Origin of the sequence: Pandoraea terrigena, assembly GCF_902459705.1 — a bacterium.
Taxonomy (GTDB): Bacteria; Pseudomonadota; Gammaproteobacteria; order Burkholderiales; family Burkholderiaceae; genus Pandoraea; species Pandoraea terrigena.
This window is the reverse complement of the sequence record NZ_CABPRU010000011.1, coordinates 63284-86931: the sequence shown is the minus strand read 5'-3', so window position 1 is coordinate 86931 and position 23648 is coordinate 63284. Positions and strand designations below refer to the sequence as shown.

Annotated in this window: 32 protein-coding genes; 31 read left to right on the top strand and 1 reads right to left on the bottom strand. The window is 58.7% G+C overall.

What is annotated here, in order from left to right:
- Nucleotides 1-236: 236 nt before the first annotated feature.
- From PTE31013_RS19430 to PTE31013_RS19385, 10 genes are all read left to right on the top strand, one after another.
- Nucleotides 237-692, top strand: a complete 456-nt coding sequence (locus tag PTE31013_RS19430) for a hypothetical protein (RefSeq protein WP_150609422.1) — start codon at nucleotides 237-239, stop codon at nucleotides 690-692.
- A gap of 283 nt (nucleotides 693-975) precedes the next feature.
- Complete coding sequence (locus PTE31013_RS19425; protein WP_150614355.1) at nucleotides 976-1731, top strand: hypothetical protein; 756 nt, start codon at nucleotides 976-978, stop codon at nucleotides 1729-1731.
- A 150-nt stretch (nucleotides 1732-1881) separates the two neighbouring features.
- Entirely contained in the window at nucleotides 1882-3150 is a 1269-nt protein-coding gene (locus PTE31013_RS19420; protein ID WP_150609418.1) for a site-specific DNA-methyltransferase, read from the top strand.
- 276 nt (nucleotides 3151-3426) lie between these two features.
- The gene (locus tag PTE31013_RS19415) at nucleotides 3427-3957 is read left to right on the top strand and encodes a hypothetical protein (protein ID WP_150609416.1); all 531 of its coding nucleotides are present in this window, start codon (nucleotides 3427-3429) and stop codon (nucleotides 3955-3957) included.
- A gap of 134 nt (nucleotides 3958-4091) precedes the next feature.
- Nucleotides 4092-4577 (top strand): hypothetical protein, encoded by a 486-nt coding sequence (locus tag PTE31013_RS19410; protein ID WP_150614354.1) that lies wholly within the window; start codon nucleotides 4092-4094, stop codon nucleotides 4575-4577.
- A gap of 131 nt (nucleotides 4578-4708) precedes the next feature.
- Complete coding sequence (locus tag PTE31013_RS19405) at nucleotides 4709-5014, top strand: hypothetical protein (protein ID WP_150614353.1); 306 nt, start codon at nucleotides 4709-4711, stop codon at nucleotides 5012-5014.
- Nucleotides 5015-5154: 140 nt separating this feature from the next.
- Nucleotides 5155-5433, top strand: a complete 279-nt coding sequence (locus PTE31013_RS19400; RefSeq protein ID WP_150614352.1) for a hypothetical protein — start codon at nucleotides 5155-5157, stop codon at nucleotides 5431-5433.
- A 153-nt stretch (nucleotides 5434-5586) separates the two neighbouring features.
- A complete protein-coding gene (locus PTE31013_RS19395; RefSeq protein ID WP_150614351.1) occupies nucleotides 5587-6474 on the top strand; it encodes a hypothetical protein in 888 nt (295 codons plus the stop codon).
- 334 nt (nucleotides 6475-6808) lie between these two features.
- On the top strand, nucleotides 6809-7306 hold the full coding sequence (locus PTE31013_RS19390) for a hypothetical protein (RefSeq protein WP_150609406.1): 498 nt from the start codon (nucleotides 6809-6811) through the stop codon (nucleotides 7304-7306).
- A 138-nt stretch (nucleotides 7307-7444) separates the two neighbouring features.
- Nucleotides 7445-8425 carry a hypothetical protein gene (locus PTE31013_RS19385; protein WP_150609404.1) on the top strand — a complete coding sequence of 327 codons (981 nt, stop codon included), beginning with the start codon at nucleotides 7445-7447 and terminating at the stop codon, nucleotides 8423-8425.
- Nucleotides 8426-8713: 288 nt separating this feature from the next.
- On the opposite strand, the gene PTE31013_RS19380 is transcribed toward PTE31013_RS19385, so the two are convergent.
- Nucleotides 8714-9244, bottom strand: coding sequence for a hypothetical protein (locus PTE31013_RS19380; RefSeq protein WP_150609402.1), 531 nt, complete (start codon nucleotides 9242-9244; stop codon nucleotides 8714-8716).
- A gap of 181 nt (nucleotides 9245-9425) precedes the next feature.
- Between PTE31013_RS19380 and parS the strand changes: the two genes are divergently transcribed.
- The 21 genes from parS (at nucleotide 9426) to PTE31013_RS19280 (ending at nucleotide 23544) form a co-directional block, all read left to right on the top strand.
- Complete coding sequence (gene parS / locus PTE31013_RS25185) at nucleotides 9426-10061, top strand: type II RES/Xre toxin-antitoxin system antitoxin (protein WP_150609400.1); 636 nt, start codon at nucleotides 9426-9428, stop codon at nucleotides 10059-10061.
- Nucleotides 10058-10537 carry an RES family NAD+ phosphorylase gene (locus PTE31013_RS19370; protein WP_150609398.1) on the top strand — a complete coding sequence of 160 codons (480 nt, stop codon included), beginning with the start codon at nucleotides 10058-10060 and terminating at the stop codon, nucleotides 10535-10537. The genes parS and PTE31013_RS19370 overlap by 4 nt, the downstream gene beginning before the upstream one ends.
- A 72-nt stretch (nucleotides 10538-10609) precedes the next feature.
- Complete coding sequence (locus PTE31013_RS19365) at nucleotides 10610-10966, top strand: hypothetical protein (protein ID WP_150614350.1); 357 nt, start codon at nucleotides 10610-10612, stop codon at nucleotides 10964-10966.
- A 49-nt stretch (nucleotides 10967-11015) separates the two neighbouring features.
- Complete coding sequence (locus PTE31013_RS19360; protein WP_150609394.1) at nucleotides 11016-11561, top strand: hypothetical protein; 546 nt, start codon at nucleotides 11016-11018, stop codon at nucleotides 11559-11561.
- Nucleotides 11562-11807: 246 nt separating this feature from the next.
- The gene (locus PTE31013_RS19355; protein ID WP_150609392.1) at nucleotides 11808-12179 is read left to right on the top strand and encodes a hypothetical protein; all 372 of its coding nucleotides are present in this window, start codon (nucleotides 11808-11810) and stop codon (nucleotides 12177-12179) included.
- Nucleotides 12180-12488: 309 nt separating this feature from the next.
- Entirely contained in the window at nucleotides 12489-13058 is a 570-nt protein-coding gene (locus PTE31013_RS19350) for a hypothetical protein (RefSeq protein ID WP_150609390.1), read from the top strand.
- Nucleotides 13059-13193: 135 nt separating this feature from the next.
- Nucleotides 13194-13424: a hypothetical protein gene (locus tag PTE31013_RS19345; RefSeq protein WP_150614349.1), complete on the top strand. Its 231-nt coding sequence runs from the start codon at nucleotides 13194-13196 to the stop codon at nucleotides 13422-13424.
- A 147-nt stretch (nucleotides 13425-13571) separates the two neighbouring features.
- A complete protein-coding gene (locus PTE31013_RS19340) occupies nucleotides 13572-14267 on the top strand; it encodes a hypothetical protein (RefSeq protein ID WP_150609386.1) in 696 nt (231 codons plus the stop codon).
- Nucleotides 14268-14415: 148 nt separating this feature from the next.
- The gene (locus tag PTE31013_RS19335) at nucleotides 14416-14913 is read left to right on the top strand and encodes a hypothetical protein (protein WP_150609384.1); all 498 of its coding nucleotides are present in this window, start codon (nucleotides 14416-14418) and stop codon (nucleotides 14911-14913) included.
- 63 nt (nucleotides 14914-14976) lie between these two features.
- A complete protein-coding gene (locus tag PTE31013_RS19330; RefSeq protein WP_150609382.1) occupies nucleotides 14977-15360 on the top strand; it encodes a hypothetical protein in 384 nt (127 codons plus the stop codon).
- Nucleotides 15361-15727: 367 nt separating this feature from the next.
- Nucleotides 15728-16234 carry an LURP-one-related/scramblase family protein gene (locus PTE31013_RS19325; RefSeq protein WP_150609380.1) on the top strand — a complete coding sequence of 169 codons (507 nt, stop codon included), beginning with the start codon at nucleotides 15728-15730 and terminating at the stop codon, nucleotides 16232-16234.
- Nucleotides 16235-16628: 394 nt separating this feature from the next.
- Nucleotides 16629-16898: a hypothetical protein gene (locus PTE31013_RS19320; protein ID WP_150609378.1), complete on the top strand. Its 270-nt coding sequence runs from the start codon at nucleotides 16629-16631 to the stop codon at nucleotides 16896-16898.
- Nucleotides 16899-17022: 124 nt separating this feature from the next.
- A complete protein-coding gene (locus tag PTE31013_RS19315; RefSeq protein WP_150609376.1) occupies nucleotides 17023-17580 on the top strand; it encodes a hypothetical protein in 558 nt (185 codons plus the stop codon).
- 148 nt (nucleotides 17581-17728) lie between these two features.
- Entirely contained in the window at nucleotides 17729-19168 is a 1440-nt protein-coding gene (locus tag PTE31013_RS19310; protein WP_246174731.1) for a DNA cytosine methyltransferase, read from the top strand.
- A 69-nt stretch (nucleotides 19169-19237) separates the two neighbouring features.
- Nucleotides 19238-20281 (top strand): phosphoadenosine phosphosulfate reductase domain-containing protein, encoded by a 1044-nt coding sequence (locus tag PTE31013_RS19305; protein ID WP_150614348.1) that lies wholly within the window; start codon nucleotides 19238-19240, stop codon nucleotides 20279-20281.
- 127 nt (nucleotides 20282-20408) lie between these two features.
- Nucleotides 20409-20837, top strand: coding sequence for a hypothetical protein (locus PTE31013_RS19300; RefSeq protein ID WP_150609372.1), 429 nt, complete (start codon nucleotides 20409-20411; stop codon nucleotides 20835-20837).
- 220 nt (nucleotides 20838-21057) lie between these two features.
- Complete coding sequence (locus PTE31013_RS19295; RefSeq protein ID WP_150609370.1) at nucleotides 21058-21324, top strand: hypothetical protein; 267 nt, start codon at nucleotides 21058-21060, stop codon at nucleotides 21322-21324.
- A gap of 451 nt (nucleotides 21325-21775) precedes the next feature.
- A complete protein-coding gene (locus tag PTE31013_RS24895; RefSeq protein WP_174966674.1) occupies nucleotides 21776-21922 on the top strand; it encodes a hypothetical protein in 147 nt (48 codons plus the stop codon).
- A gap of 508 nt (nucleotides 21923-22430) precedes the next feature.
- On the top strand, nucleotides 22431-22712 hold the full coding sequence (locus tag PTE31013_RS19290) for a hypothetical protein (protein ID WP_150614347.1): 282 nt from the start codon (nucleotides 22431-22433) through the stop codon (nucleotides 22710-22712).
- A gap of 17 nt (nucleotides 22713-22729) precedes the next feature.
- Complete coding sequence (locus tag PTE31013_RS19285; protein ID WP_150614346.1) at nucleotides 22730-23089, top strand: hypothetical protein; 360 nt, start codon at nucleotides 22730-22732, stop codon at nucleotides 23087-23089.
- On the top strand, nucleotides 23086-23544 hold the full coding sequence (locus PTE31013_RS19280) for a hypothetical protein (RefSeq protein ID WP_150609364.1): 459 nt from the start codon (nucleotides 23086-23088) through the stop codon (nucleotides 23542-23544). The genes PTE31013_RS19285 and PTE31013_RS19280 overlap by 4 nt, the downstream gene beginning before the upstream one ends.
- Nucleotides 23545-23648: the final 104 nt, after the last annotated feature.

Here is a 23648-nt window from a genome sequence, read left to right as displayed (position 1 = left end):
GGCAAGCGGCAGCGTTGCCATCCCCGCTCTCGGCGGGCTAAAATGGTCGAAGCCGTTCAATCGGCATCAGACGTTCATTGGCCCCGCGCCACCTCAGCCTCCTGCACAGGAGCGCGCTCGATTCCCCGTCATCTCGTACGCTGCGATGAGTTCGGCTCATCCGAGCGTGGTCGCTCGATCCTTTTCAACCACCGCCAAGCGGTACAAAGGAAAGAGTCATGACTTGCAACACTCAAATGAAAACCGCCATGGGTTGCGGGAAAGCGCCCATCACCGCTGCGCAGCGTGCCCAACTGGCGCGCGATGCCCGTGACCTCTACGGCGCGGCGAAACGTAAGGGCTGCACGCTCGATGTATGGGATCACGCGCGAGAAGCTCCAGCTGCTCGAGAGCACTTCGAGCTCGGCTGTTGGTTGTATTACTTTGTTCGTCTGGATTACGCCAACAAGGCAACGCTCAATCTGCGGATTGACATCGTGCGTCGCCTGTTCGAGGCCGGGTTGCACTCGCCGGGATACATGTTCTACACCGTGTTCGATTTCGGGGAGCGTCAATTCGACGGAGTCTTCGAGCAGGGTGATGCGGAGCAGGTGATCGAAGGCTTACGCGCATTCCTATGCAACGACAAAGTTCGCAAGGGCTTCGAGTATTTCGGATGGTCACTCGAAGGCGCTCAAGTCGCGCTGTTCTGACTGAGTAACCATCAACCTGAAACCGCGCCCGCCCTGTCCCTCAGTGGGGCTGGCGGGCCTTCTCATGTCAAGCGACCGCGTTGCCAATCCCGTTTGTGGTGCGCTAGAATCGGCCCAGCCGTTCGATCGGCATCACGTTCCATTGGCCTAGCGCCGCCTCAGCATCCCGTCTGGGAGCGCCCGCAATCCCCCGGCATTTCGTACGCTGCGATGAGCTCCGCTCATCCGAGCGTTACCGCTCGCTACTTTGCAACTACCGCCAAGCGGTACAAAGGAAAGAGCCATGAACGGGAACATTCAAGTTAATGTGGGACTGACGGATCAGGAAGTTGTCGATGGTGCCGAGCGTATGGCTCGCGTGCTGCTGACATCGCTCGGTTTCAAGTTCTCCGGGGAGTTTGTCCGGACTAGCTCGAATCCTCGTGCGATTACCGCGTGGGGCGCCGTGACTGCGATGCTTGAGGAGTACAACGGCACGGACCTCATCAGCGCAGTCGCTTCCATCGAGTCCGACGAGTTGGCGTCGGCGCCAGTCGAGTCCCCGGTGATCGCATTCGAGCGAAAAGTGACCGAGACTCTGCAAGCAGCAGATGGGCTGAAGGTAGTTTTCAGTTCGATGCTTCAGGAGCGATCCAAACACAATGCCGTGTACCACGCCCATTCGGGCCAGCAGGCAACGATCGTCGGCGTCGGCATCAATCCCGAGCAGGAGCAGGCCTGGGATGAAGAATTCCTGCCGTTTCTGAAGGTGCGCTTCGAGGATGGCGTCGAGGTGGCCGCGTTTGGTGAAGAACTTTTCAGTCAGGATGAACGCTTCCTCGCCCTGCATACCGCCGTTACCGGCGGATATGCAGTGGCGCGTGATCTCCCGGGGGCGTTTGTCGGCCCGTACCATCTCGCAAGGGAAGGTAGTGAGGCAGACAAACGAGCTTACTTCGCCGCACTCAATGCCATGGAGTCGATCACGGAATGCGAACAAGCGCCGTGGACGCCGATGGAATTTCGTGTGAGCGGTAGTGCTCAGAGGACGTCCGTGTAATCACTCAACCGCAATATTGGCCCGCCGAGCTTCCCTCCGGGAGGCCGGCGCGGTCTCAAATCGGCCGTTCGGTTCGGTCAGGCATCGTGCCTCACCGAGCATTGTCGCTCGCTCGTTATCAATCACCGCTAAGCGGGAATGGAGAAGAGCATGAAACGCGACACTGAAACGAAGATATTGTCCAACTCACGGAAGACATTTACGCAAGAGCAATTTGTCCTGCCGCTGCTAGACTGCCTGGAAATCGAAGGAGGGCGTGCTCGCACGCGGGATCTGTGCGATGCCGTAGCGGTCAAGATGGGCATCGAAGAAGCGACCCGCGACGAGATGATCGAGATCGGTGGCCAGGAGTACAACCGATTCGATCGAACGGTGCGGTGGGCACAGCAACGTGCAAAGGCGCTGGGGCTAACCCTTCCCACAGGGAAAGCGACGTGGGAATTGACCGGCAAGGGCAAGGAAGCGTTGCACCGTGCGGCGCCGGGACTTGTGATCACGATTTTCACGACAGCGGATGGTGTTGCATTGTTCGGTCGCGCTGAAGAAGCCGTGGCGCATATTGACGACGGAAGTGTGCGTTTGCTGTTCACCTCTCCGCCGTACCCGCTGCTTCGGGAAAAACAATACTCGAACAAGGCGGCGAACGAGTACGTTGACTGGTTGCTTAGAATTGCCGAAACGTGGCCGAAGAAGATGACACGGGATGGTTCCGTGGTGATCAACCTCGGGGATGTGATGAATCGAGGCGAACCGACGGTCTCGCTGTATCAGGAGCGTTTGCTGGTACGCCTCGAGGACGAGCTCGGTTGGAAGCTGTGCCAACGCTACGCCTGGCACAACCCGTCGAAGCTTCCAGCTCCTGCGGAGTGGGTGACGGTTCGGCGGGTGCGCGTCAAGACATCACTCGAACAGTTGTACTGGCTTGCACCGAACGATATGCCCTTTGCGGACAATCGTCAGGTGCTCGTCCCGTACAGTGAGTCGATGAAATCGACGCTCGCGCGGGGTGGCGAAACCGGGGCCTTGCGTCCGAGCGGCCATCATCTTGCCGCAGGTGCGTTCTCCGTGGACAACGGCGGTGCGATAGCGTCGAATCTGCTGAGTCTGAGCAACAGTTCTTCCAACGATGCGTATCAACGACTGTGCCGCCAAAACGATCTGCCGATTCACCCAGCTCGTTTCCCAGCAGGTCTGCCCGAGCACTTCATCAAGATGTGTACCGAGCAAGGTGATACCGTCTTTGACCCGTTCAGTGGATCGTTCCAAACCGGTGCCGTCGCCGAGCGGCTAGGGCGGAAGTGGATTGGAACGGAGCTACACCTGGAGTATCTGGCGGGCGCAGCACTACGATTCCCTCATGCCACGATTCATCAACCGCAACTCTTGCACGATATGAAGCATTCGAGCGTTCTGCTATGAGCAACGTTATTTGGTAAATCTGGCCCTGACCGTCCTTTGGACGGCGGGGTCACGAACTCGGATGTGTCGGAACCCGGTTGCCACTCCCACTCCCCGTAGGCTAGAATGGGCTTAGCCGTTCAGTCGGCAGCAGATTTCATTGGCCTAGCGCCGCCCAGCCTCCCGCCCGGGAGCGCCCACAATCCCCTGGCATTTCGTACGCTGCGATGAGTCCCGCTCATCCGAGCGTCGCCGCTCGTTTCCTTTCAACCGCCCACTGGGCAATAGGAGCTGAGCATGAATCAGAAAGTCGTTTCGCAAGAACAGGAAGGAACTCGGTCGCCCGAGTCGGTGCTCATCATCGGCGCCAATCAGGACCGCAACACGATCCTTGCCGCACTTCGCGTCTATCAGGAGGCTGGGATGGGTGAACCGATCAATCGACCGGATGAAATCCACGACATCGCCTGTGGCACCTGTGCGGATCTTTCGAGGGAGGATATCTCGATGGACGAGGAGGGCATTGACGATCTCTGTGAGCGTGTCAACTTTGCGCCGTCTGAATATGGGCTCACGGACGTGAGTACGGAGGCTCTCTTCGCGGAGCTGCGGCGGCGAGGGGCGATGACGGGTCTGCACGGCGCTATCGGGGCACTCTACGATCAGCTGGAGCGGCAGGGCCAAATTCCGGGCGACTCCCGCCTGCTCAATTACCTGGCGTGTCGTCTGAGGCGCGAAGAGGCGCTGGTGTCCGGTTTGCCGGGAGCCAAGGACGCTGCGCAGGTCTGGCAACTGAAAATTGACGAGAACGATCAGGCTAAGAACTGATCCTTTGCAGCAACCTCGCCAGCCTCCCGGCCGACGAGACCCAACGCTGTCGGTTGGGTCATCCCTACGCGGGATGACCGAGCCCGCGGCGCTCTCTCTTTCAACCGCCACCACTGGCAGAAAAGGGAGAACCTATGAATCAGCAATTTCTATCGGGCATCCCGAAGTCGGCAGGTCTTTCACAAGCCGCCGAGACTTCGCTGGATATCGACATCCAACTGGTCGTCATCGACGAAACGCGTTACTACAGCGACGACATGCGGAAACTGGCTGGCAAGGTCTTTCAGGTCTACGCCTACGATGCCAACCGTGTCACGCACTGCTGCGAAATCACGCCGAGCTACGAGCTGCATCCGGTTGCGACCCAGGCACTGGACTGCCCGGAGTCGGACGCGGAGCGCGAGAAGATCGGCGAGATGGAGCGATCGGCGCCGCAGGATGTGATCTATATGCACTGCCGCGCCGTCGAAGTTATGTCGGACAAGTACCGTCGAGCTCACCATGTGATCGAACGGGACCTGGACGAGAGCCACGACAAGCAACTCGAGTCGGTTCTTGAGCACATCCGGTGCAATCCACCACTCGTCGCACCGGCGCGAGCCGGCTGCATCATCATCTAATCCTGAAGCAGGCGGGCGGCGCTTAGGTAAAGCGCTGCTCGCCTCCCACCAAAAGGTACCTTTTCCGTCCATCGGACAGACAAGCGTCAGCGGCTTTTTCACTAGCGCCTAATGGGCATAAAGGAGGTCTCATGAAACTGGAAAGCGACCGCGCACCGCGCGATCTCACGAACCCGGAAAAAGTCGAAGAGCTTTTGTCACGCTGGGGTGCCCTGCCAAAGTCGATGATTGTCATCGAGTACGGCGGCACGGGCGATCCGTTCTTCGGCGGCAACGCGGACGATCGCACGCTCGGCATCGATGGCCTCATCCGCCTGCAGACGTCGAAGGTCGAAACCGCGGAGTTCAACACGATTCAGCAGGCACACGAAGCCGCGTTGAAAGTGACGAATCGACGCCCCAACACGATCCTGGGGGTCGCGCCTACCTGGAACTGAACGAGCAACACAAAGCACGTCCCGAGAGGGGCTGGCGGCCGGTCCCACAATTGTGGGGCTTGGCAGGTCAAGCGACCCGCCAAGCCGACGAAACGACTTTCTCGATTTTTAGCGCCCTATGGGCAACTACGGAGAAAAACATGAATCGCAACAGCAACGCTGAAGTGCAACAACCGGCGGCCACATCGACGGGCAAGGTCTCGGTGTCGATTCGGCGCAGCAATGACCACATGTTCGTCGAGATCAGGTCTGACGGCCATGACATGTCGCTGAGAACGGACAACGGCACGGCTGCCGAACTGCGTGCGATCGCGACGGAAATGCAAGAAGATGCCAAGCGCCGTCTCAGCCGAGCGGCCTTCATCCTCAAGGGGGCGGACGCGTTGGATCGCGTTGCCCAGGCGCAGAAGGCTGCCTAGGAATTTTCGAAATCATCAACCTCATCGTCTTCCGTCGGCGCCCATAAAGCGGCTCCGGCGGGGACGAACCTCCATCTCGGCCGGGCGAAACCACCTCGCCGAGATCACATCTCGACTCCTTATCAATGCCCATCGAGGCAAAAGGAGCTCTTCATGAAGCACAACGCTCAACAGAAACCGATTGCGACTATGGATGTCCCGTCGCTTAGCCTATTTGTCATCTCAGGAGCAGTTTTTGGCGACGACAGTGACACGGTTCATGTGATCGCGGCAGAGGCGGTCGGAGTCGCCATCGACGCATTCAAGCGTCGCCTATTGGATGGTGTGTTCGGCGCGGATTCGGAGGATCTGAATAATCCGAACAATCCGGAACTGATCATCGTCAACACCGAGCAGATCGGGTCGCTCATCGGAACGAACGTCCTGATCCTTGAACGGGAATATCGGCCGGCATTGCCAGCGGCCGCGAATTCGCGGCTCACGACGGAGCAGGTCGAGGCATTGCAACTGATAAACGTTGCGCTGTCGGTTGCCACCGACTCAGGCCTGTTCGACGAGTTGCTGGCGCATTGCAAGAGCCCGGACAGCATCAACGACCTGTGCGATGCGGTGGCGGAATTGGCGACTGGAGGCTTGGTGGCCAGTCCGCCAGAATTCAGCGTAGCTCCCGCTAAGTGCAGCGCGAGCAGTACCTGCAAGGCAATCGATCCGCGAATTGGCAAGCTGAACAGCGGGCAGTTTTACGCCTGCACCAATGGTTACGACAAGCCTGAATTCGTCGGAACTTTGGAAGAAGTCGAGGCGGCGCTGGGGCTTCCTGTCCGTGTGCCGAAGAAGGCAGACACCGCACCGCTCAAGATGTGGAATGTTGTCGTTCGGTTCCAATACCCATCATGGGATGAAGTGGACGGGCTGCTATATGAAGGCATCTGCGCGGCAAGTAAAGCAGACGCAAACAAGATCGTGCGCCGTCGCGCCTCCGACGACGGACACACGATCGGCCGTCGTACATGGCTGACGGCTACGGAGGCGAGCGAATGAAGATTCGCATATGTCGAATAAGTCGGCGACACGTAGTCCAGATTAATTCCTGGCTGCATTGAAGCAGAAGCCGTCGCGCCCTATGGGCCGGCGGCTTTTTTCGTAGGAGAAACCGTTCATCTGGCCATGCCGTTGCTGGCACAATGGCCGTCCTCGCAAGAAAAGGGCCTTTGAGATCAGTCCATCTGTGCTAGAGTAATTGCCAGCCGTTAAGTCGGCATCCAAGCGGCCAGCGCCGCCCATCAAAATCCCTCCAATAGCTTTCTCATCGCCTGATTAGAAAGCGCCGGTTTTTCTCCTTCGAACTCGCCCCTTCGGGCACCAGGAGAAAATCATGAATCGCAATACCCCAGCAGTGGTGTCGTCGACGCCGCGGTACCGTACTCGCGCATGGGAACGTGTCCGTGTCGCGCATCGCCGTGTTTCGCCCGCATTTGCCCGCATCCTGCGAGAAGGCGCCCGCCCTAACCAAATCGCCTACCAGAGCCTCATGGCTCAGTATGGCGGCGAGCCCGTCGGGATCGAGTGCCGCAATTCGAATCGGGAGGCCTGGGCCTTTGTTCTGCCAGAAGCGTCTGGCGACCAGCCGTGGCGGATCCAGCAGTTCGATCAAGATTCGTTCATCGGACACATGTGCTTTGACACCATCGAAGAGGCCGTCGAAGAGATGCTGCGGATGGGCTACCGGCGAGTCGATGTTGGTGCCCTAGATCGCGTCGCCGCAACGGACCGATGGGCGCTCGGCGTTCGCCGCTCGGCCATCATGCAACGTCACCAGGAAGGTCTGATTTCGTACCGCCAGATGGCGGAGGAGCTTTCCTCCACGGTCTAAGTAACGAAGCCAGCCATGCCGCCGCGCCTTCGGGCCGGTGGCGCTAAACCGGGTATCCGGTTCGGCCAGGTCGCTTGCCTCGCCGAGCCTACGGCTCACTCACTTTCAACCGCCCTGAAGGGCAGAATGGAGAGTGCCATGAACAGCAAAATTGAAGAGCAGTACATCAAGATCGCGGCCAATTCGATTGGGGTATTGCGCAAGGTCGACGTGTTTCGCGTTCTCGATTCGGTTCGCGCAGACAACATCGACGGCATGACGCGTACCGATCTCGCGTCGTTTATCGTGAAGCAGCGTCCGGATCTCGTGGACGAGGTGGAGGAGGTCATGCAACAGGAGTTCCCCGGCGACCATTGGAGCATTGATGGTCTGGCGGCCCATACACTTCCAAGCCAGCAGGTCGTGCTCGTCGTGGACTACGTTAATCCGGAAATGGACGCGAAAGACCTGTCGAATCTGGCAACGTGGGCGCAAGGCTGTCTAGGCCGGTCGTTCCATGTCAAGGTCACTGCGCACGCCAGTGCGGAACCGCCGCAGTGCATTGATAATGTTCGCAAGGAGCTCGCGTCGTTGGTCGAGATGCATGCCAATGGTGAGAACGCTGTTTTCCGTCCCGAGCTTTCCGGATACGCAGGGCAAGCGGCAGCGAAGGTATTACTCGAAAACTGGGGGCAAGCCTTGTTGGAGGACCCCAGCGGCGAGAAGGTGGGTAACTTGGTGGGCGACGTGGATGACACGATCGCCGCGCTCAAGGTATTCCGCGATCGCGCTACGAGCATTCTGCCTGAGCGGTTTTGTACCGATCCTTCGTGGAAAGCGCCCGAGCCGGCAGTGACGATCGAATCCGGTTGCGACGAAGAATCGCAACTGAGTTCGTTTCAGAATGGCACGCTACAGCGCTTCGGTAAGCGCTTGGCTGTCACCGTGCAGGCCAATGTACTGGTTCCGCACGAACTGGCCGACTGCTCGGAGCACGAAGCGGAAGCATATCTGCGCGACACGCTGGAGGCTGCATCTGCCGCTGCGAGCGGTAGTCTGAAGTTCTGCGTGCAAATTGGCCCGAACGAGGAGTTCGCGGGCGAGTTGTCTCGACGCGACTCCCACTCGCACAGCATTTAACCATCAACCTGTAACCCCGGCCCGCCGCGTCTCCCATGTGGAGACTGGCGGGCTTCCTTTTTTGTGCAAAAGATTTGCGTGTCCCGCACACCACTCCAAGGGTTCCCCGGGCAGCTTGACACGTTTCGTCGAAGGATTTTTGTCCGTTCGTCTGCTGGCTTTGTGCCGATGGAAGGAGAGACGACGACCTGAATGCTTGGTAGCCTGAATGGGCCGCCCGGTGGTTCTGCTGAACGGAGCGGCCGCACCCCAAGATGGTCTATGCGGCGTGGCTACTGCGCCGACACTTCAATCACGCCGAAATGCCAGGTAGGTAGCACAGACGTAGGCCACGGTCACAAAGAAGGCTGCAGAGAATGCCACCATGACGACCGACAGACTCAGAAAAAGCCAGGAAGGTGCAAGGTATTTGATGCTCGCGAAAATACCCACAGGGACGCCGATGGCCAGCAGCGGGTGCCATGACTCGGTGGCGTTGCCATAAAAATCGACAACGGTGAGGACCAGCAAACTGATTCTTCGAAAAAAGGTGTCCATCGTTTCCGTCCTTGTTGATCGCTTGTTGTTCGGCCGATTCAAGCAGAAATGTGAATACAGCGCAAGGTTTGCTGGATCTGCCGCCGAGAAGGCGCGCGTCTCGCCGACCGTCTCCGCACTCGCGTCGCTCGAATCCCACGATTTGGCGCCGGCCGGGGCGCGCGCCTTGGGCATCATGCCGAAGCCGGCTAGTACCGCCTCGCGTGCGCTGGCTGCGTCAAGCCGAACAATTGGCACGAGATAGTCAGGCAACGAGTCGGCAATGAGGTTGGTGCTGGACAAGGTTAGTTATGTCGGGGTATCCGGTTTTGGCTTGATGGACATCATGAACGGCCGATGTTCGGGTACGGGTTTGGTCCGAAATGATGCCAGACGGAGCAGCGTCCGGAACGAGGGCTGTTCACGCAGTTTTCATGATATTTTGTCCATATGGCATATAATTAAATCCCAAATGGAGATCACCATGAACACGACACACACGGAAAAGCGCAGCCCAGTGAAGAAGGTGGCCTCCGCCACCAAGCGCGTGACCACAGTGGCCGGCAAAACGGCCAAGGCCGCCGCCCCTAAGGCCGCCGCTCCTAAGCCCGCCACCGCCGCTTCCCGGAGTTATGACGTGCTCTTAGGTGGCGAAATTCCGGTTACTGGGGTTGTAGTCATCGCTTCTGGCACGAGTCATTTCTATGACGTCTTCAGGGCTGCGGCGCCCGAACGCATCGATCTGATTAAGCGTGGCGTCGCGGCGAAAGAAGTACCACGCATGGCCGAACGTATGGACACGACCCATGATCGCTTGATGCAATTGCTCGGCTTCCCACGCACAACGGTGGCCAGGAAAATCAGGCTGAAGCAAGACCTTGCACAAGATCAGGCGGAGCGCTTCGTCGGCCTGTCAGCGCTCGTCGGCCAAGTCGAGGCGATGGTCACCGAGTCGGGCAACCCAGAGGGGTTCGACGCCGCCCAGTGGGTGGCGCGGTGGCTAGAGCAGCCCAATCCGGCGCTCGGCAACCGTCGCCCAGCAGAGTACATGGATACCGTGGCCGGCCAGGAGTTGGTGTCGGCATTGATTGCGCGGATGCAAAGCGGGGCCTACGCATGACGGTCTCGATTTGGCGCATCGCAACGGATACTCGGGAGTATACGGCCGACGATCTCTCTGGTGCCGGGGCGAAGAAGACGGGCGGGCGCTGGAACCGCCAGGACACACCGATGTTGTACTGCGCCTCTAACATCGCGCTCGCATGCCTTGAAACCATAGTTCATATCGCTGTCGGTCCGCTGCCGCTGAATCGTTACTTGGTGAGGCTCGACGTGCCCGATGATGTATGGGAGGCGGCGCAGACCTTGACGCCTACGGCGGCACCGGTTGGATGGGACGCACTGCCTGAGGGCAAGGTTAGCCTCGACTACGGGACGCAATGGGCCACTTCAAAAAGCACCGCGCTGCTGTGCGTGCCGTCCACGGTCGTGCCCGAAGAATGGAACGTTCTCGTCAATCCCGAACATGCGGATGCTGCGAGAATTACGGCCACGAAGCTGCGCAAGTGGGTCTATGACGCACGCATTTGGGCATGACCGAGCCGAAATCGCAGCAAGCGTTTCTGCGCGCAGCGCATCAGCGTACCCGATAAGACGCTGGATAAGTGGATGCAGCCGAGCGGCAATAGTGGCTTTCGTAGCATGCCGGAAGTTGCTTTGGCTGACGTTCGAAAAATTATGATTTGGGATGCTAATAGATTGATATGCCAGCATTGGGTGTGTACGATTGTTCTTCCGTACGATTTGTGGCGTGCCGGGAATTCGCTGAGTATGTTTTGGGAATTGAAGTCTGATATGGATGCGCGCAAAGGCGGCGAAACGCAAAAGGCCATGGAAAAGGCTCAACAATGGATCTGGCGGCTCCCTAGGGAGGGTACTACGAGGGGCGGCCTTGGGGAGGCCGCTGGCGGCATCGCCAAAGCCATCCCTGGCTACTTTGGTCTCAGGAAAGCACGCGGCGCGTGAACGCCTTGCACACCGGCCGGACGCCGGTATCTCAGAGAGGAACAAAAGAATGAAGAAAATCGTGATTGCTGGAGCCATCTTGATCAGCTCAGCTGGTGCTTGTTACGCGGGCGACGGTGCTGTGACAAACGCTGCCGTTGGGTCTCCCCAAAGCGAGTTGATCGTCTACAAATTGAAATGGACGAAGCAAGATGCAGGGCGCGAAAAGACCGTCGCTGAAATGACGCTGTCCGGTAGGGTTGGAGACCAGATTGTGCATTCGTCTGGCGACGAACGTCCCTATCTGCGTAGTTGCACGGTCAATGGCAACGGTGCCGCAGTTCCCAAGATGGACAGCCTAAAGCTTGGAACATTCGTCTCGGTGACAACTCGGCAGGTCGATGGCAACGCAATTTCTGCGGACGTCCGGATTAGTGAGAGCGACCTGACGGCGATGCACCGTTCGAATACGCCTGGCGGGTGTAACGTGGAACTACCCGATGTCGCCACATGGAACGACGAACGGGTCATGCCGCTTCGGGACGGCGAGGAAGCGGTGGTGGCTGAGAGCGCTGGATTGAAAGTCACCATTGTGGCGCGCCGCATAGCGGGATAACTCCACACACCGAGGAAGAAAGCCACTTAGCCCGGTCGGCGCTCCGCGCTGGTCGGTCGCTGGAGATGGAGCCAACCTATTTTAAAGCTGATCTGGGTTTTCATCACGCGCAACACATTCATTGCGATCCCGATCGGGATCATCTATAGCATTGCCGTGGCGCTCAATTTGATTGACTGCGACACTCGCGTAAAGGTGGCAGTCAATCCAAGCAGCGTGCAGTGCGAACAGTAGGGGGACCAGGCGATGTTTGATTGGCTATTCCATTCCCGTAAGCGACGACGGGAGATCGCCCACAATTGCGCCGTTGCTGAAAGCGCATCGATCAGCCCCGTTTGCAGCGAAGGAAGCCCTTCAACGTTCCTGATTGTGGTCAGGGAGGAACTGAAGTCGAATGAAATAGCGTGGTTCGTGAGAACCATTGATCGACGCATCAACGCGATGTGCGCCGAAGATATGGAGCGTTATGAGCGCCAGCGGTTGGGCATCGCATTCCCAACTAAACCGTTACTTCAAGATGCGAAGCGCGTGGTCATGTGCGATCACGGAACGGCATTGCGTAATTCACACGTATTCGTTATGCAGTGGACCCCAACGGTCCATTACAACCTCGGGTGACCCGTGGCTTTCGGGGGAACTAATCGCGCAGAGAATTACCGCTCATAGCGGTGCCGGCGTCCCTCCAGGAACTCATCGAAAGAACGCATGGCGCTCTTCCAGAGCGGAAGCAGGAAAAGAGACTTTTCAAACGCGATAGGGGGGATGCCCGGCAGGCTAAACCCGTGATATAGTGAACTCCGCCGTTAAATCGGCATCTATCCGCAATCGGGGCTCCCGGCCCTTGTCCCTCTCCGCCGAGTTTATCGCTCCGCAGAGCCAAACGCTCCCCTCTTTTGAAGCGCCGATACCGGCAGAAAGGAGCGAATCATGAATCAGCAACTCACCGCGGAAACCCGGGCAGCTAGCTTTTCCGCACTTGAAGCTTGGGCTAGCGCCGCGCTCGCGAAACTCGAGCAAGATCCTGCCGAAGCATTCGAGCACGATGTCGGCTACGTCGTCTCGGTCGACGCGTATCACGCAGCCATCAAATCGATCCTGACCGGCTCGCTGAACCGCAGCTACGCGGACCCATTCCACTCAGAAGTCCTCAAGCCGCTTCGGTGGGGCAAATGGGAACTGACGTTGCGCGTCGATTCCGGCCGTCGTCCCGAGTACGGCTATTTCGGACTAAGCGACGCGGGTCGGCCGAAATGCCTTCGCGTCCAGGGCTTCGGCCTAGGCGGACGCATCGATCATGCCATCGAGTGGGATACCGTCGACAAACTCATGGCTGACCTGCTCCGTAGTGTGGCTGTTACCTTCGAACAGGCCTGGTTCCTGTTCGGGATCGGATGGGCGCCGGCAGGGCTCTCACGCTGCAAGGTGACCGTCACGACTCTGAAGCCCGCCGCTGACAACTTGCACGGGCATGAACCCGCAACCGCGTCGCTAATGTAACGAGCGCCGCCAGCACCGAGCGATGCCCCGATTGAGGTGTCGCTCGGCTGCTTGCTATTTGTTCGGCCAGTCGACGACTCGCCGAGCTCGCGCTCGATGCTTTATCAAAGCCTCGCGGAGGCACAAAGGAAAATCATGAACGTGGAACTGACTGCCAAGAAGTGGGCCGCTGCTGGCCAGATCATCGCTGCTAGCGCGATTGAGCATATGGCTGAGGCCGAGGGGATCACGGTCGAGCAAGTTCGGCTGCTGATCTCAAGTCAACATGAGGGTGGTCTGCGACGATTTAAGCAGTTGATCACGCTGGGCATCAATGAAGCCTTCCGTCTGCACGACGCGGGAAACATCTGCATGCTCGCGGAGTAACCACCCGGCAACCATCAGTGCAATCCCTTCCAGTCCATGCGTTTCGGCATGCGACTGGTGCGGGATGCCACGCTCACCCGAGTCCGCTCCGGTGAGCCGAGGCTCTTCTCCTCACTACGGCCCATCTGGGCATCCAAGGAGATAGACATGACGAGCAACATCAAGCGGGAAGTGCGTCCGAAGGGCGAGAACGGGTTCGGCGTTTTCCTGGTCCGGGTTGGCGATGACGTCGCGATCGACTGCGTCGCCGAATACAGCGGTCCGCTCGCGTACGAGTTGGCTTGCCGCCAAGCTGCGCTAGGCGAAGCGCCGTGGATCAGCAATGTTCCGGGCGATCTGCCGCAGGCGCAATCGAACCTGACAAAGCCCCCATTCCTAACCACGGAGCGCGGCCAAGTACGGATCCATGACGGCGTCACGGCCGCTCCGCTTGCGGAGACGTGGACGGGAGTTTGCTGTGATTCCAGCGTGAAAAGCTTCTGGTACATCGGCCGCGAGCAGAACGAGCAATCGTTCAACAAGCTCGAGGCGCGAGACTACCTCGAAGCGGTTCAGGAGGCGCGGGATCTGGTGTCGGCGAGGCAATCTGTGAGCCGCTATCCCGGGTCGCAGTCTCTGATCCGAGCGTACTCGCAACAATACCCGAGCGCCGACGATGCTCGAGATGCGCTGGCCAAGACCAGCGCACTCGCGGGTTTCGTGTTCGGCTATGTCGATGAGACCAGCTGGCGCACGGTGACGTTCCATGTCGATCGCTTTCCGGCTCAAACCGATCCGGAGAGTTGCTGCATTACACCCGTGTTCAGCTACTCGCGTGAGACCGCGCCGGCAATCTCTACCTAATCAATCAACCTTGAAACTTCGCCCGCCGCGCCGTCCCTTGAAGCGGCTAGCGGGCGCCGAACCTACCAACGGTTCGGCCAGGCGATACGCCTCGCCGAGCTGATGCTCTCTCTTTTTCAACAGCCCCACCGGGCAAGAGGAGAGAACCATGAATAGCAACAATGGCAGCACGGCACAGTGGATGGATTGCCGAGTCGTGTTCAGTGCCACGAAAGACGGACGCCGCGCGGACAACATCGAGATCACTGGCAGCATGGCGTGCTTCGACCGCAAGAAGGATCTCAGCGAGCAAGCCGGTGCCGCGGTCGCAGACTGGCTAAGCCGGAAGGAGCGGATCCACGGGCATTCGTACCACGATGCCGAGATTACGTACCTCGAGGTGCAAACCCCGGACGGTCGGTATCTCAATGCAACGAGGCACGGCTGGGGCGTGCTCGACGACTCGCTTCGCCGCAGGGCTATCGAGCAGTCAGGCTACAGCATCCGCAACGGCGGGTTGATGCACAGTTGGTACGCGCTACTACCCGGCGAGACCGAGATCAATCAAGACGAGGACAACCACAACTACATCGGCTTCTTCTCTTCGGAGGAGGAGTTGATCGAGGAAGTCTACGAGCGCGTCGTTGGTGAGACGGCTGCGGTCTGATCGGTCAACCCGCGCGGGTTGCGCGCAGAACGCTGCCTGGCCCGCGCATGAAAGGAGTTCATCATGATTTTGGAAGCACACGACGTGTTGGAGATCATCGGTGGCGGCATCACGATTGTTACGGCCGTGCTCAGTTTTATTCTGCGTTACCACACGGCTGTGGTGAAACGCTACAGGCGAGACAAGGACATTGCCTGTGGTGACATCGCTTTCCTGTTGGCGATCGAGGCGGAGTACATCGTATTGCTTCGAGAAAGGGATGTGGCGATGGAACCAGGTATCAAGGTCGCGATGCGAAACCGGGTACGGGCAAATGGTCTCGAGTTTTCCGGGAAATTCACACCTGGTCGCGTTGCCGCTTCGCGGGCGTCGCACGGACTCAAACCTGCCTTCTACCGCGTTAAAGCCAACCTTGACGCAATGGGCGATCGCTCGGAACCGGCCTGATCTGAGCGCCGCCGTCGCGTTAGCCTGACGGGAAACTATGACTTGAATTGCATCCGCCGTCTTTCTCTCCGGAGAGGATGGCGGGCGCCGAGCCATCCCGGTTCGGCCAGGCGTAACGCCTCGCCGAGCTTCAGCTCACCACTTTTCAACCACCTGATACAAAAACATGGGAGATGAGCACGGACGGCACCGCTCATTCACAATTGACGAAGCGCACGAAATACATCGTCATGTACGAGCACGCGCTGGGGTACCTCGTCGTGCACGAGGAGAAGGCCGAACGACTGGAGCGGGCAATTCCACGGGCGAATCCGGATAGCCAGAATAAGACGCATGCCCGATCAAAACCAACGATACGAGGTAGAGGATGCCCAGAATTCTGTGCGTTGCCAACAAGCTGCTGTCCATTCGCGACGCCATCGACATAACCGATGGTGAAGGGAATCCGGCATATCGCGGAAAAGGGCAGTTGGTTTTCTTACTTTCGTCGAAGTGGCAAATCTATTGCGGAGACAGCCACGTCGGCAGTATTCGGCGCCGGATCCTTGCGTGGGCGCCCACGTGGGATATCTCAGGAGAACTCGGGACGTTCGCGATCAAGCGAAAGCGCTTCGCATTGACGCGCAAGTATTATGCGGTCGGCGGCCCCGCGCACGGCGCCACCGTGACCGGCAACTTGTGGGACCGAAAATTCCGTGTCGCCCGCGAGGGGGAGACGCTGGCGAAGGCCACGGGACGCGTGCTGGCGATGCGTGATCGACACATCGTCGAGGTGCTCGGCCAGCCCGAACTCTTCGTGGTATTCGCAATGTTGGTCCTACAGATGGACCGCCGCGACGAACGACGCAAGAAGCAAATGAGGCGAGAGAGATAGCCCGCGACCAACGACGACGAGGATATGGCAAGGAGTGAATCTGTGCCGCCGGTGATCCACAACCCCTCATAGGGGTATCAACGAGCGGCTCCAGATGATCGCCGCACTGCAGTTGTTCAAGGCGTGCAGTCGGCATCTTTACTCAAGGTCGCCCCCGGTCTCATCCAAGATCTGCGGGGCTATGCCCCGGAGCAGGCCCGCAGACGGAGCATCCGCGGTGTGGACGTGCTGGGTCCATGTGGTATAGTTGGCTCAGCCGTTCGATCGGCATGTCTCTCTGGCGCCTGCCGCCACCTCAGCGTTTCAGAGCAATCGCTTCGCCGGGCCCGCCAGCCACGCCGAGCATCTTGCTCTCTCCTTTATCAACGCCCACTAGGGTACGAAGGAGAAACGCATGAACAGCAAAATCCCGAACAATACGGAATCGCCGAAAAGCCCCCTGCAGCTCCTGCAGGAAGTCGTCGCGGCCCAAATGCGTCTATGGGACGCTCGCTTGGCTCTCGAGAAGGCCACCGCGCACGACGGTGCGTATTCCGACCGAACTGACGAAGCGGTCCTCGAAGAAGTCAACTGGCTCGCGGCCGGCCTCAACGACGCCGATGAAGCGTACACGCACGTGGCCGACGAGCACCTGCAGAAAGTGCTTTCCGTCACCAACCGGTAACCAGAACGCCTGCCATCCTGATCTAAGGGTGGCAGGCCGCAGTTTCTCAGCCGGGCACCAGGCCCCGCCGAGCATCTTGCTCGCGCCTCTATCAACGCCCGACTGGGCATCGAAGGAGGTAACCATGACCAGCAATCCAATCATCGAGTCACCGTTTGCGCACTGCGTCAACCACAAGTGGTACCTGAGCAGTCACGCGGTACCGGCGGTCGATACGATCAAGGCCTATCGTGAGCAGGTTCGGCAGTCCTACGGACAGCTGCGGGGCGTGAAATTTGCAGCGCAGGGCATCGACTACACGCATTTCGTCCTTCGGGACGGGGTACTCAATCCCGAGAGAACGAATTACGACATCGGCAGCATGTTGAAGTATTGGGCTCTCGCCAATCAACCGAGCGGATACCAATATCCCGTTCATGACTCGCCCGTTCAGGTGCGGTTCGTGCGTGAGGACGGAAAAGCGAGTCTTCGTCTGAGGCTCTACGACGTGAAAGGGCCGGAAGGAACATTCACTCGCCTCGGCGCCTACGTCAACGACGACACCGACTCGAAACACACGATCGACGTTCCATTGTCGGAAGACGGAGCGCTCGAAAGGGCCGTTTTCCGTGCGATCGAGGAATGTCTCGAAATGATCGACAGGCGCGAAAAGCGCGCCGCGCAGCAGTTGGCAGCCGCGTAACGGTCGCCCCGCGTTCATCAACCAAAGCAAGCTTCGCCGTCCCTTCGGGGGCGGCGATACCGCCTCGTCTACGCTCAGCCAGCCACGCCGGCCCGCTGAGCTCTGCTCGCTCCTTTATCAGCCCGTGAGGGAAAAAAAGGAGAACCCGATGAACAGCAAGAGATCACTCCAAGGCATGGAAATCCGGAAGATCGGCAGCAACAGAGGGAGACCTCGGCTGTGGATCGAAGGTGCCGTTGCAAGCCGCGCGTGCTTTTTGCCCGGCATGAAAATCAGCGTCACCCTAGACGAAGAAAAGTGCATGCTGACACTGGAAGCCAATGAAAGCGGTGAGCGTGTGGTGTCGAAGAAGACCGTGCGCGATCGTGACGTCCCTGTTGTCGACATCAATAGCGAGAACCTGCTTGGCATTTTTGTGAGGATGGGACTCACGGCCGTTCGCCTCGTGGTGCAGTTGCACAGGATCTTCGTGCTTCCAATCGCATCGGAAGTGCGAGCGAAGGAGCGGCTCGATCGTCTGAAGTCGAAGCTCGAGAACAATGAACCGCTGCTCATGGGTTCTTTCTCGTCGGGCATTGGTATCCTCGATCGTGCGGCACACACGGGGTTCGAAGAAGCTGGGATTCGTACGCGTCTCGCGGTAGCTAACGAAATAAGGCTCGATTGCATTGAACACGCCGTCGAGCGCAATCCGGTCTTCGATGGCCAGACAATCCTCCTGACGGCACCAATGCAGGAGGTGGTGTTCGACAACTGGGTCATGTCACAACTGCCGAAGCTCGACGGCCTGGCTATTGGTATCCCGTGCAGCGGGGCATCGAACGCCGGCCGTACGAAACGGAAGCTGGAGTTTCCGGAGTCACATCCCGATGTCGGACATCTCGTCGTGCCGTTCCTGGCGGCCGTGGCGCAGACGTCTCCATCTTTCGTCGCAATTGAATGCGTACCCGGCTGGCTAAACACCGCCTCCGCCGCGATTGCGCGCTCCATGCTTCGAGACCTTGGTTATGTCGTCCACGAGACGGTGTTGAACGCGGCCGACTGGAACATGCTCGAGCATCGTGAGCGCATGTGCATTATCGCGGTCACGCAAGGAATCGAGTTCTCCTTCGATCTCGTCGATCGGCCTGAGCGTCGTGCTCGTAGGTTGGGTGAGATCATGGAAGCGGTGGCGCTGGACGATAAGTGCTGGTCCCCGCTGACGTACTTGAAGGAGAAACAGCTAAGGGACGAGGCAGCAGGCAAGGGATTCAAAATGACGATCGTGAACGAGGACTCCCCGAAAGTTCCTACGCTCAACAAGACGCTTCACAAGCGTCAAAGCACCGGAACCTTCTTCCAACACCCAGAGAACCCCGATCTTCTTAGAATCCCTACTTTGGTTGAGCACGCGAGATGCAAGGGCGTATGGGAGGACATGGTCGAAGGCGTTACGCAAACGTTCGGTCACGAAACATGTGGCCAAGCCGTAAGCGTTCCGCCCTTTGTCTCCGTGTTCAACGCACTCGGCCGAGCACTTCAAGCGTTCAAGCAGGCAACTTCGATTTCGTTCTCGTCTTTCGTGCGAGCCGATATGGTCGCAGCCTAAGCAACTTTTCAACCCCGGCGGGACGTCGCTCCCGCTGGGGGCGATGCTAGCCATGCAGGCCGTGAGGCCATGGAGAGCATTTTGAAATCACTAAACTGTCAGCCTCCGCAGCAGCAATCGCTATTCGAGGCGGAACTTCCCGCTGTGACTGGCTCGCCGGTAGAGTTTGATCGGTACGCGTACGATAAATACGTGGTCATGTTCAGCGGGGGCAAGGATTCAGTAGCAACGGTGCTGCACCTACTCGACATTGGTATCGATCCAAATCGCATCGAGCTCTGGCATCACGACATCGACGGCCACGGCGAATCCTTCATGGATTGGCCTGTGACCAGCGACTACTGCCGGCGGTTCGCAGCAGCATTCGGTCTGCCGCTGTACTTCAGTTGGCGTGTGGGCGGGTTCCTGCGCGAGATGCTTCGTAAAGACCAGTGCACCGCGCCCGTTATGGCCGAAACGCCAGACGGGCTAATTCAGGCGGGCGGGACAGGGCCGCAGAACACGCGGCGCAAGTTCCCGCAGGTGACGGCGGCTCTGTCGCAGAGATGGTGCTCGGCCAGTCTCAAGGTCGACGTCGGCGCCGCAGCAATGAGGAACCAGCCCCGATTCTTGGGCATCCGCACCCTCGTTTGCACGGGGGAGCGCGCGCAAGAGTCCGCGGCGCGGTCGAAGTACCTCACTCACGAGCCCGATCGCTGCAACACGCGGAGCCGGTACGTTGATCATTGGCGTCCGGTACTGCAGTGGTCCGAGGAGCAAGTGTGGGACATCATGAAGCGCTTCGGTGTTCGGCCACATCCGGCGTACTACCTGGGCTTCAACCGTGTGTCCTGTGCACATTGCATATTCTCGGATTGCCACCAGCGGGCCACTGAGCAACAGCTGTTGCCCACGCGCTTCAAGCGGATCGCCGATCTGGAAAGCGAGTTCGGACTGACGATTCACCGCACTAAGTCGGTAAGGCAATTGGCCAACGAGGGCACGCCGTACATGTACGAGGAAGAGGTTGCTGAGCAAGCTATCTCGACCAAATACACGGTACCGATCCGGATTGAATCAACTGGATGGAAGTTGCCGTCTGGAGCCTTTAAACAAGGCTCCGGCCCACAGTAATGTACGAAACCACGCACCATTTTCCGTTACCGGCGATTCAAGGTAGGTGGTCTCGATCCAAGTAACTTAACCCCTGGCGGGACGCCGATCCCGCTGGGGACGGTTCTCGCCAAATCTGGAGAGTCGTATGGAATTGATCGGCGTTGGCTCGCTTCGCAACTGGTCGCCACCTCACACCGTAATGGACAATCGGCCAGGTTACACTTTCGCCAAGTTGGAGAAAATGATGACCAAACTCGATACTACTGAAGAGATCACCCAGCATTTGATCGACTCAGGCTTTACGGAACATTCGACCGGCGGCGGCTTTTCTGCCTGGTTCCTACAATTCGACGTGCCGGCCGGCCGCTGGCAGGTCATGCTGACGGATATGGAAACCGACACCGCTTGCCTTAAACCAGGAAAGCCCGCTGAGATCGCCCTGTATGGCCCTGAAGGAGAGGGGGCGCAGGTGCTTTTCGAAGTGCTCTCCGAGCCTGCAAAGCTGCCAGAGGCGATCGCGCGGTTCACCAAGGAGGGTGAGGCACGATTTGGCGCAGGAACCAAGGTTCAGTAACGAGAACATCAGCAACATCTGATGATCGGAAAATGACTCGCTGGAAGGCATCAAGTGCTTCGGCGGTAATCTTCAACCTGCAGCACCTCGCCGCTCGCCCTCTCTAAGGGGGGGCGGCGATCCTAACTAGTCGTATGGTTCAGCCAGGCCGTCGCCTCGCCGAGCTCCGGCTCTCCCCTCGTCAAAAAGCCCACAAGAGCGGGCATTCAAGGAGAGCACCATGAACAGCAACATCCAACCGCAGAAACAGTCGGTCCATCGCTATCAGGTGGGCATGCAAGTCGTCGACTCCGACGAGAAGATCCTGGGCGAGATCACCTCGTTGGTTCAGGAAGACGGCCGGATCTTCGCCGTCGTCAACGGCGACTACGAGGTGGACCTGGCCGGCTCATCGGAAGTCATTGACCTGACCGGTACGGCGCGGGCGTACAACCCGGCGCTTAAGCCCTCGTGGATCCGGCTGAACGCACTGACGAGGCGTGTGTGACGCTAAACTGAGTGGTAAGCCGGCACGCCCCTACGGGGGCGTGCCGGCTTTCATCCAACGGTTCGTTCGCGCCGATGGTGGGCATTTGATTCCGCGCCGCACGGACGATCAGATATTTTGCGTGGCCGGCTCGAAAGCCTTCAGCGAGATCAACGGTCTTCGTGAAATGCGTGTCTAGCCGATGCTCGGAGTATGGGCGACGTTTTTCAGCTTGACCTTACTTCAGAACATACGTAAAGTAGAACCAGCCATTAAATTGGCAAGATTCAAAAAAACGTGGCAGACCAAAGTAACATGGTCAACGCGTAAGACTTCGGAAAAATTCAGGTTCGGGTATTTTCCAAATCTGAAAACTGTTCGATGGTGTCGACAAGTTCGGCCAGCCACCCATGGCTCGCCGAGCGGAAGCTCCTCCTTTTTCTACCGCCTATAAGGCAAAAAGGAGAACACCATGAATAGCGACTTCAACGACAAGCCGTCTTTTCTTCAGAGTGCTTTGTACTACCTCAACCATGGCCGCGACATCATTGTCGTTGGTGCAGTTGCAGGTACGCTCGCAATCGTTATTTCGACCGTATGCCATTTCCCCGGCTGGTAATTTGACGCAGGCCATAGTACCTATTTACCGGTGCTGCTGACGTTCTATTATCCATTGGAAGATTTAGCGAATGACGACACTCGCCATGTAATTCGTCAATTCGAAACGAAGCCCGCCGTCTACCTCTCAGGTAGCGGCGGGCTTTTTTTTATGCCTGCCACTAGACCGGCGTGCGCGATGGACGCGATTTCAATTTTCTCCACACCGGGTGCGCGCTGTATTCCCAGTCGGCAAGTGCATGGTTAGACCGAGCGTTTGGTGGGCGAGGGCGGCGCTCTGAGCGGAATACCAGTTCGAACCCGCGCCCGCCACGCAACCATCATGATAGACAGCGTGGATTTGCCCCCGTACTTCCGGACCCAGCGTCACTTCAGCGGTGGCGCTATCTGGTCGATAACGAGATGTAGAACTCAACTATTCAGGGTTGCAGTACTCTGAGCCTGTACGACAATGGCTTCGCTGGTATCGAACGGCCGTTCGGCCAACATCAACCAAGGGACGCATCAACATGCCTGCAAGAGCGAATTTCCTCAACCAGATCAAGGAAGCCGGCGATCCGATCCGCAACGAAGGGGGGCTGACGGAAAAGGCGCGCCTGGTGCCGGACTGGCCGTCGGCCGTGGAGGACGCCGCGGCGACTGGCCGTAAGGAAGGTATGCTGTTCGAACGCGTGACGGCCAGCGGGCCTACGTACGAACGTCTGGCCACTATCCAGAGCAGGTTCAGCTTCACGCGGTTCGAAGCGAGCGCGGTCGTCAACAAAACGCCGCTGGCTGGCCAGCGCGCGTAAGAGGAGGCACGTACTACATGCTCGATACTCGACGCGTCATATCGCTCGTCCTCGGCATCTTCCTCATCGGCGGTCTCGGCATCTCCATCACGCGCATGGTCGGCAAGAGCGATGGCATTGCATCGCGAGAGCGCCTCGAGATAGTTTGGCCGGATCTAGCACAGATGGGGGACCGTGATCGCGCACTGCTCGCCAGCTTGGCGATGAGCTGCCGATTGCAGGACCGGAACAAAGATCAGGCGGATGTGCTCGCCTGCCTGCAGGATGCCGTGAAGGACGAGCAACCGCGGTTCCCATATGGGATGAGCCGCAAGCAGGCGCAGGACCGCCTTGATGAACTGTTCCCGGGGCAAGGCCGCACAAAGGAGGCCTCATGACCGGCCTGATCCAAGACGGCTTTCTGGAGTCCATCCTGCCGAAGACACTCGCATGGGCGAGCGAACAGGCGAAGAAGGGGCTGGCGGCCGGTCGCGCGCTAACCCCGGCTGAGCTCGACGATGCCCGTCAGGTGGGTGTGTCGGCCCCGGAGAAGATTCGGCTTTCGCTCGTCGACGAGGTCCCGATACCGGACGATCCGCAGCTCCGCGATGTCGCTATCCGCACCGGCATGCTCACTCACGACATCGCCGGCCTGGCGCTGGGCTACGCGATCTTCATCACGCCGCGGCACCTCTCGCGGCGCCTCCTGACGCATGAATGTCGCCACGTCCATCAGTACGAAGTGGCTGGCTCGATCGACCAGTTCATGCGGGAATATCTGCGCCAGATCATGACATTTGGGTACCTTACTGCGCCACTGGAAATCGACGCAACCCAGCACGAACTCGTCTGAGGGGGTGCTTGTAGGTTCCACCGCTAATGGAAAATGCACAACGCAATCTACAAATGCCCGTTGATATCTGCGAACCGGTCGAGCTCTTCTGGGCGCTAAAATGT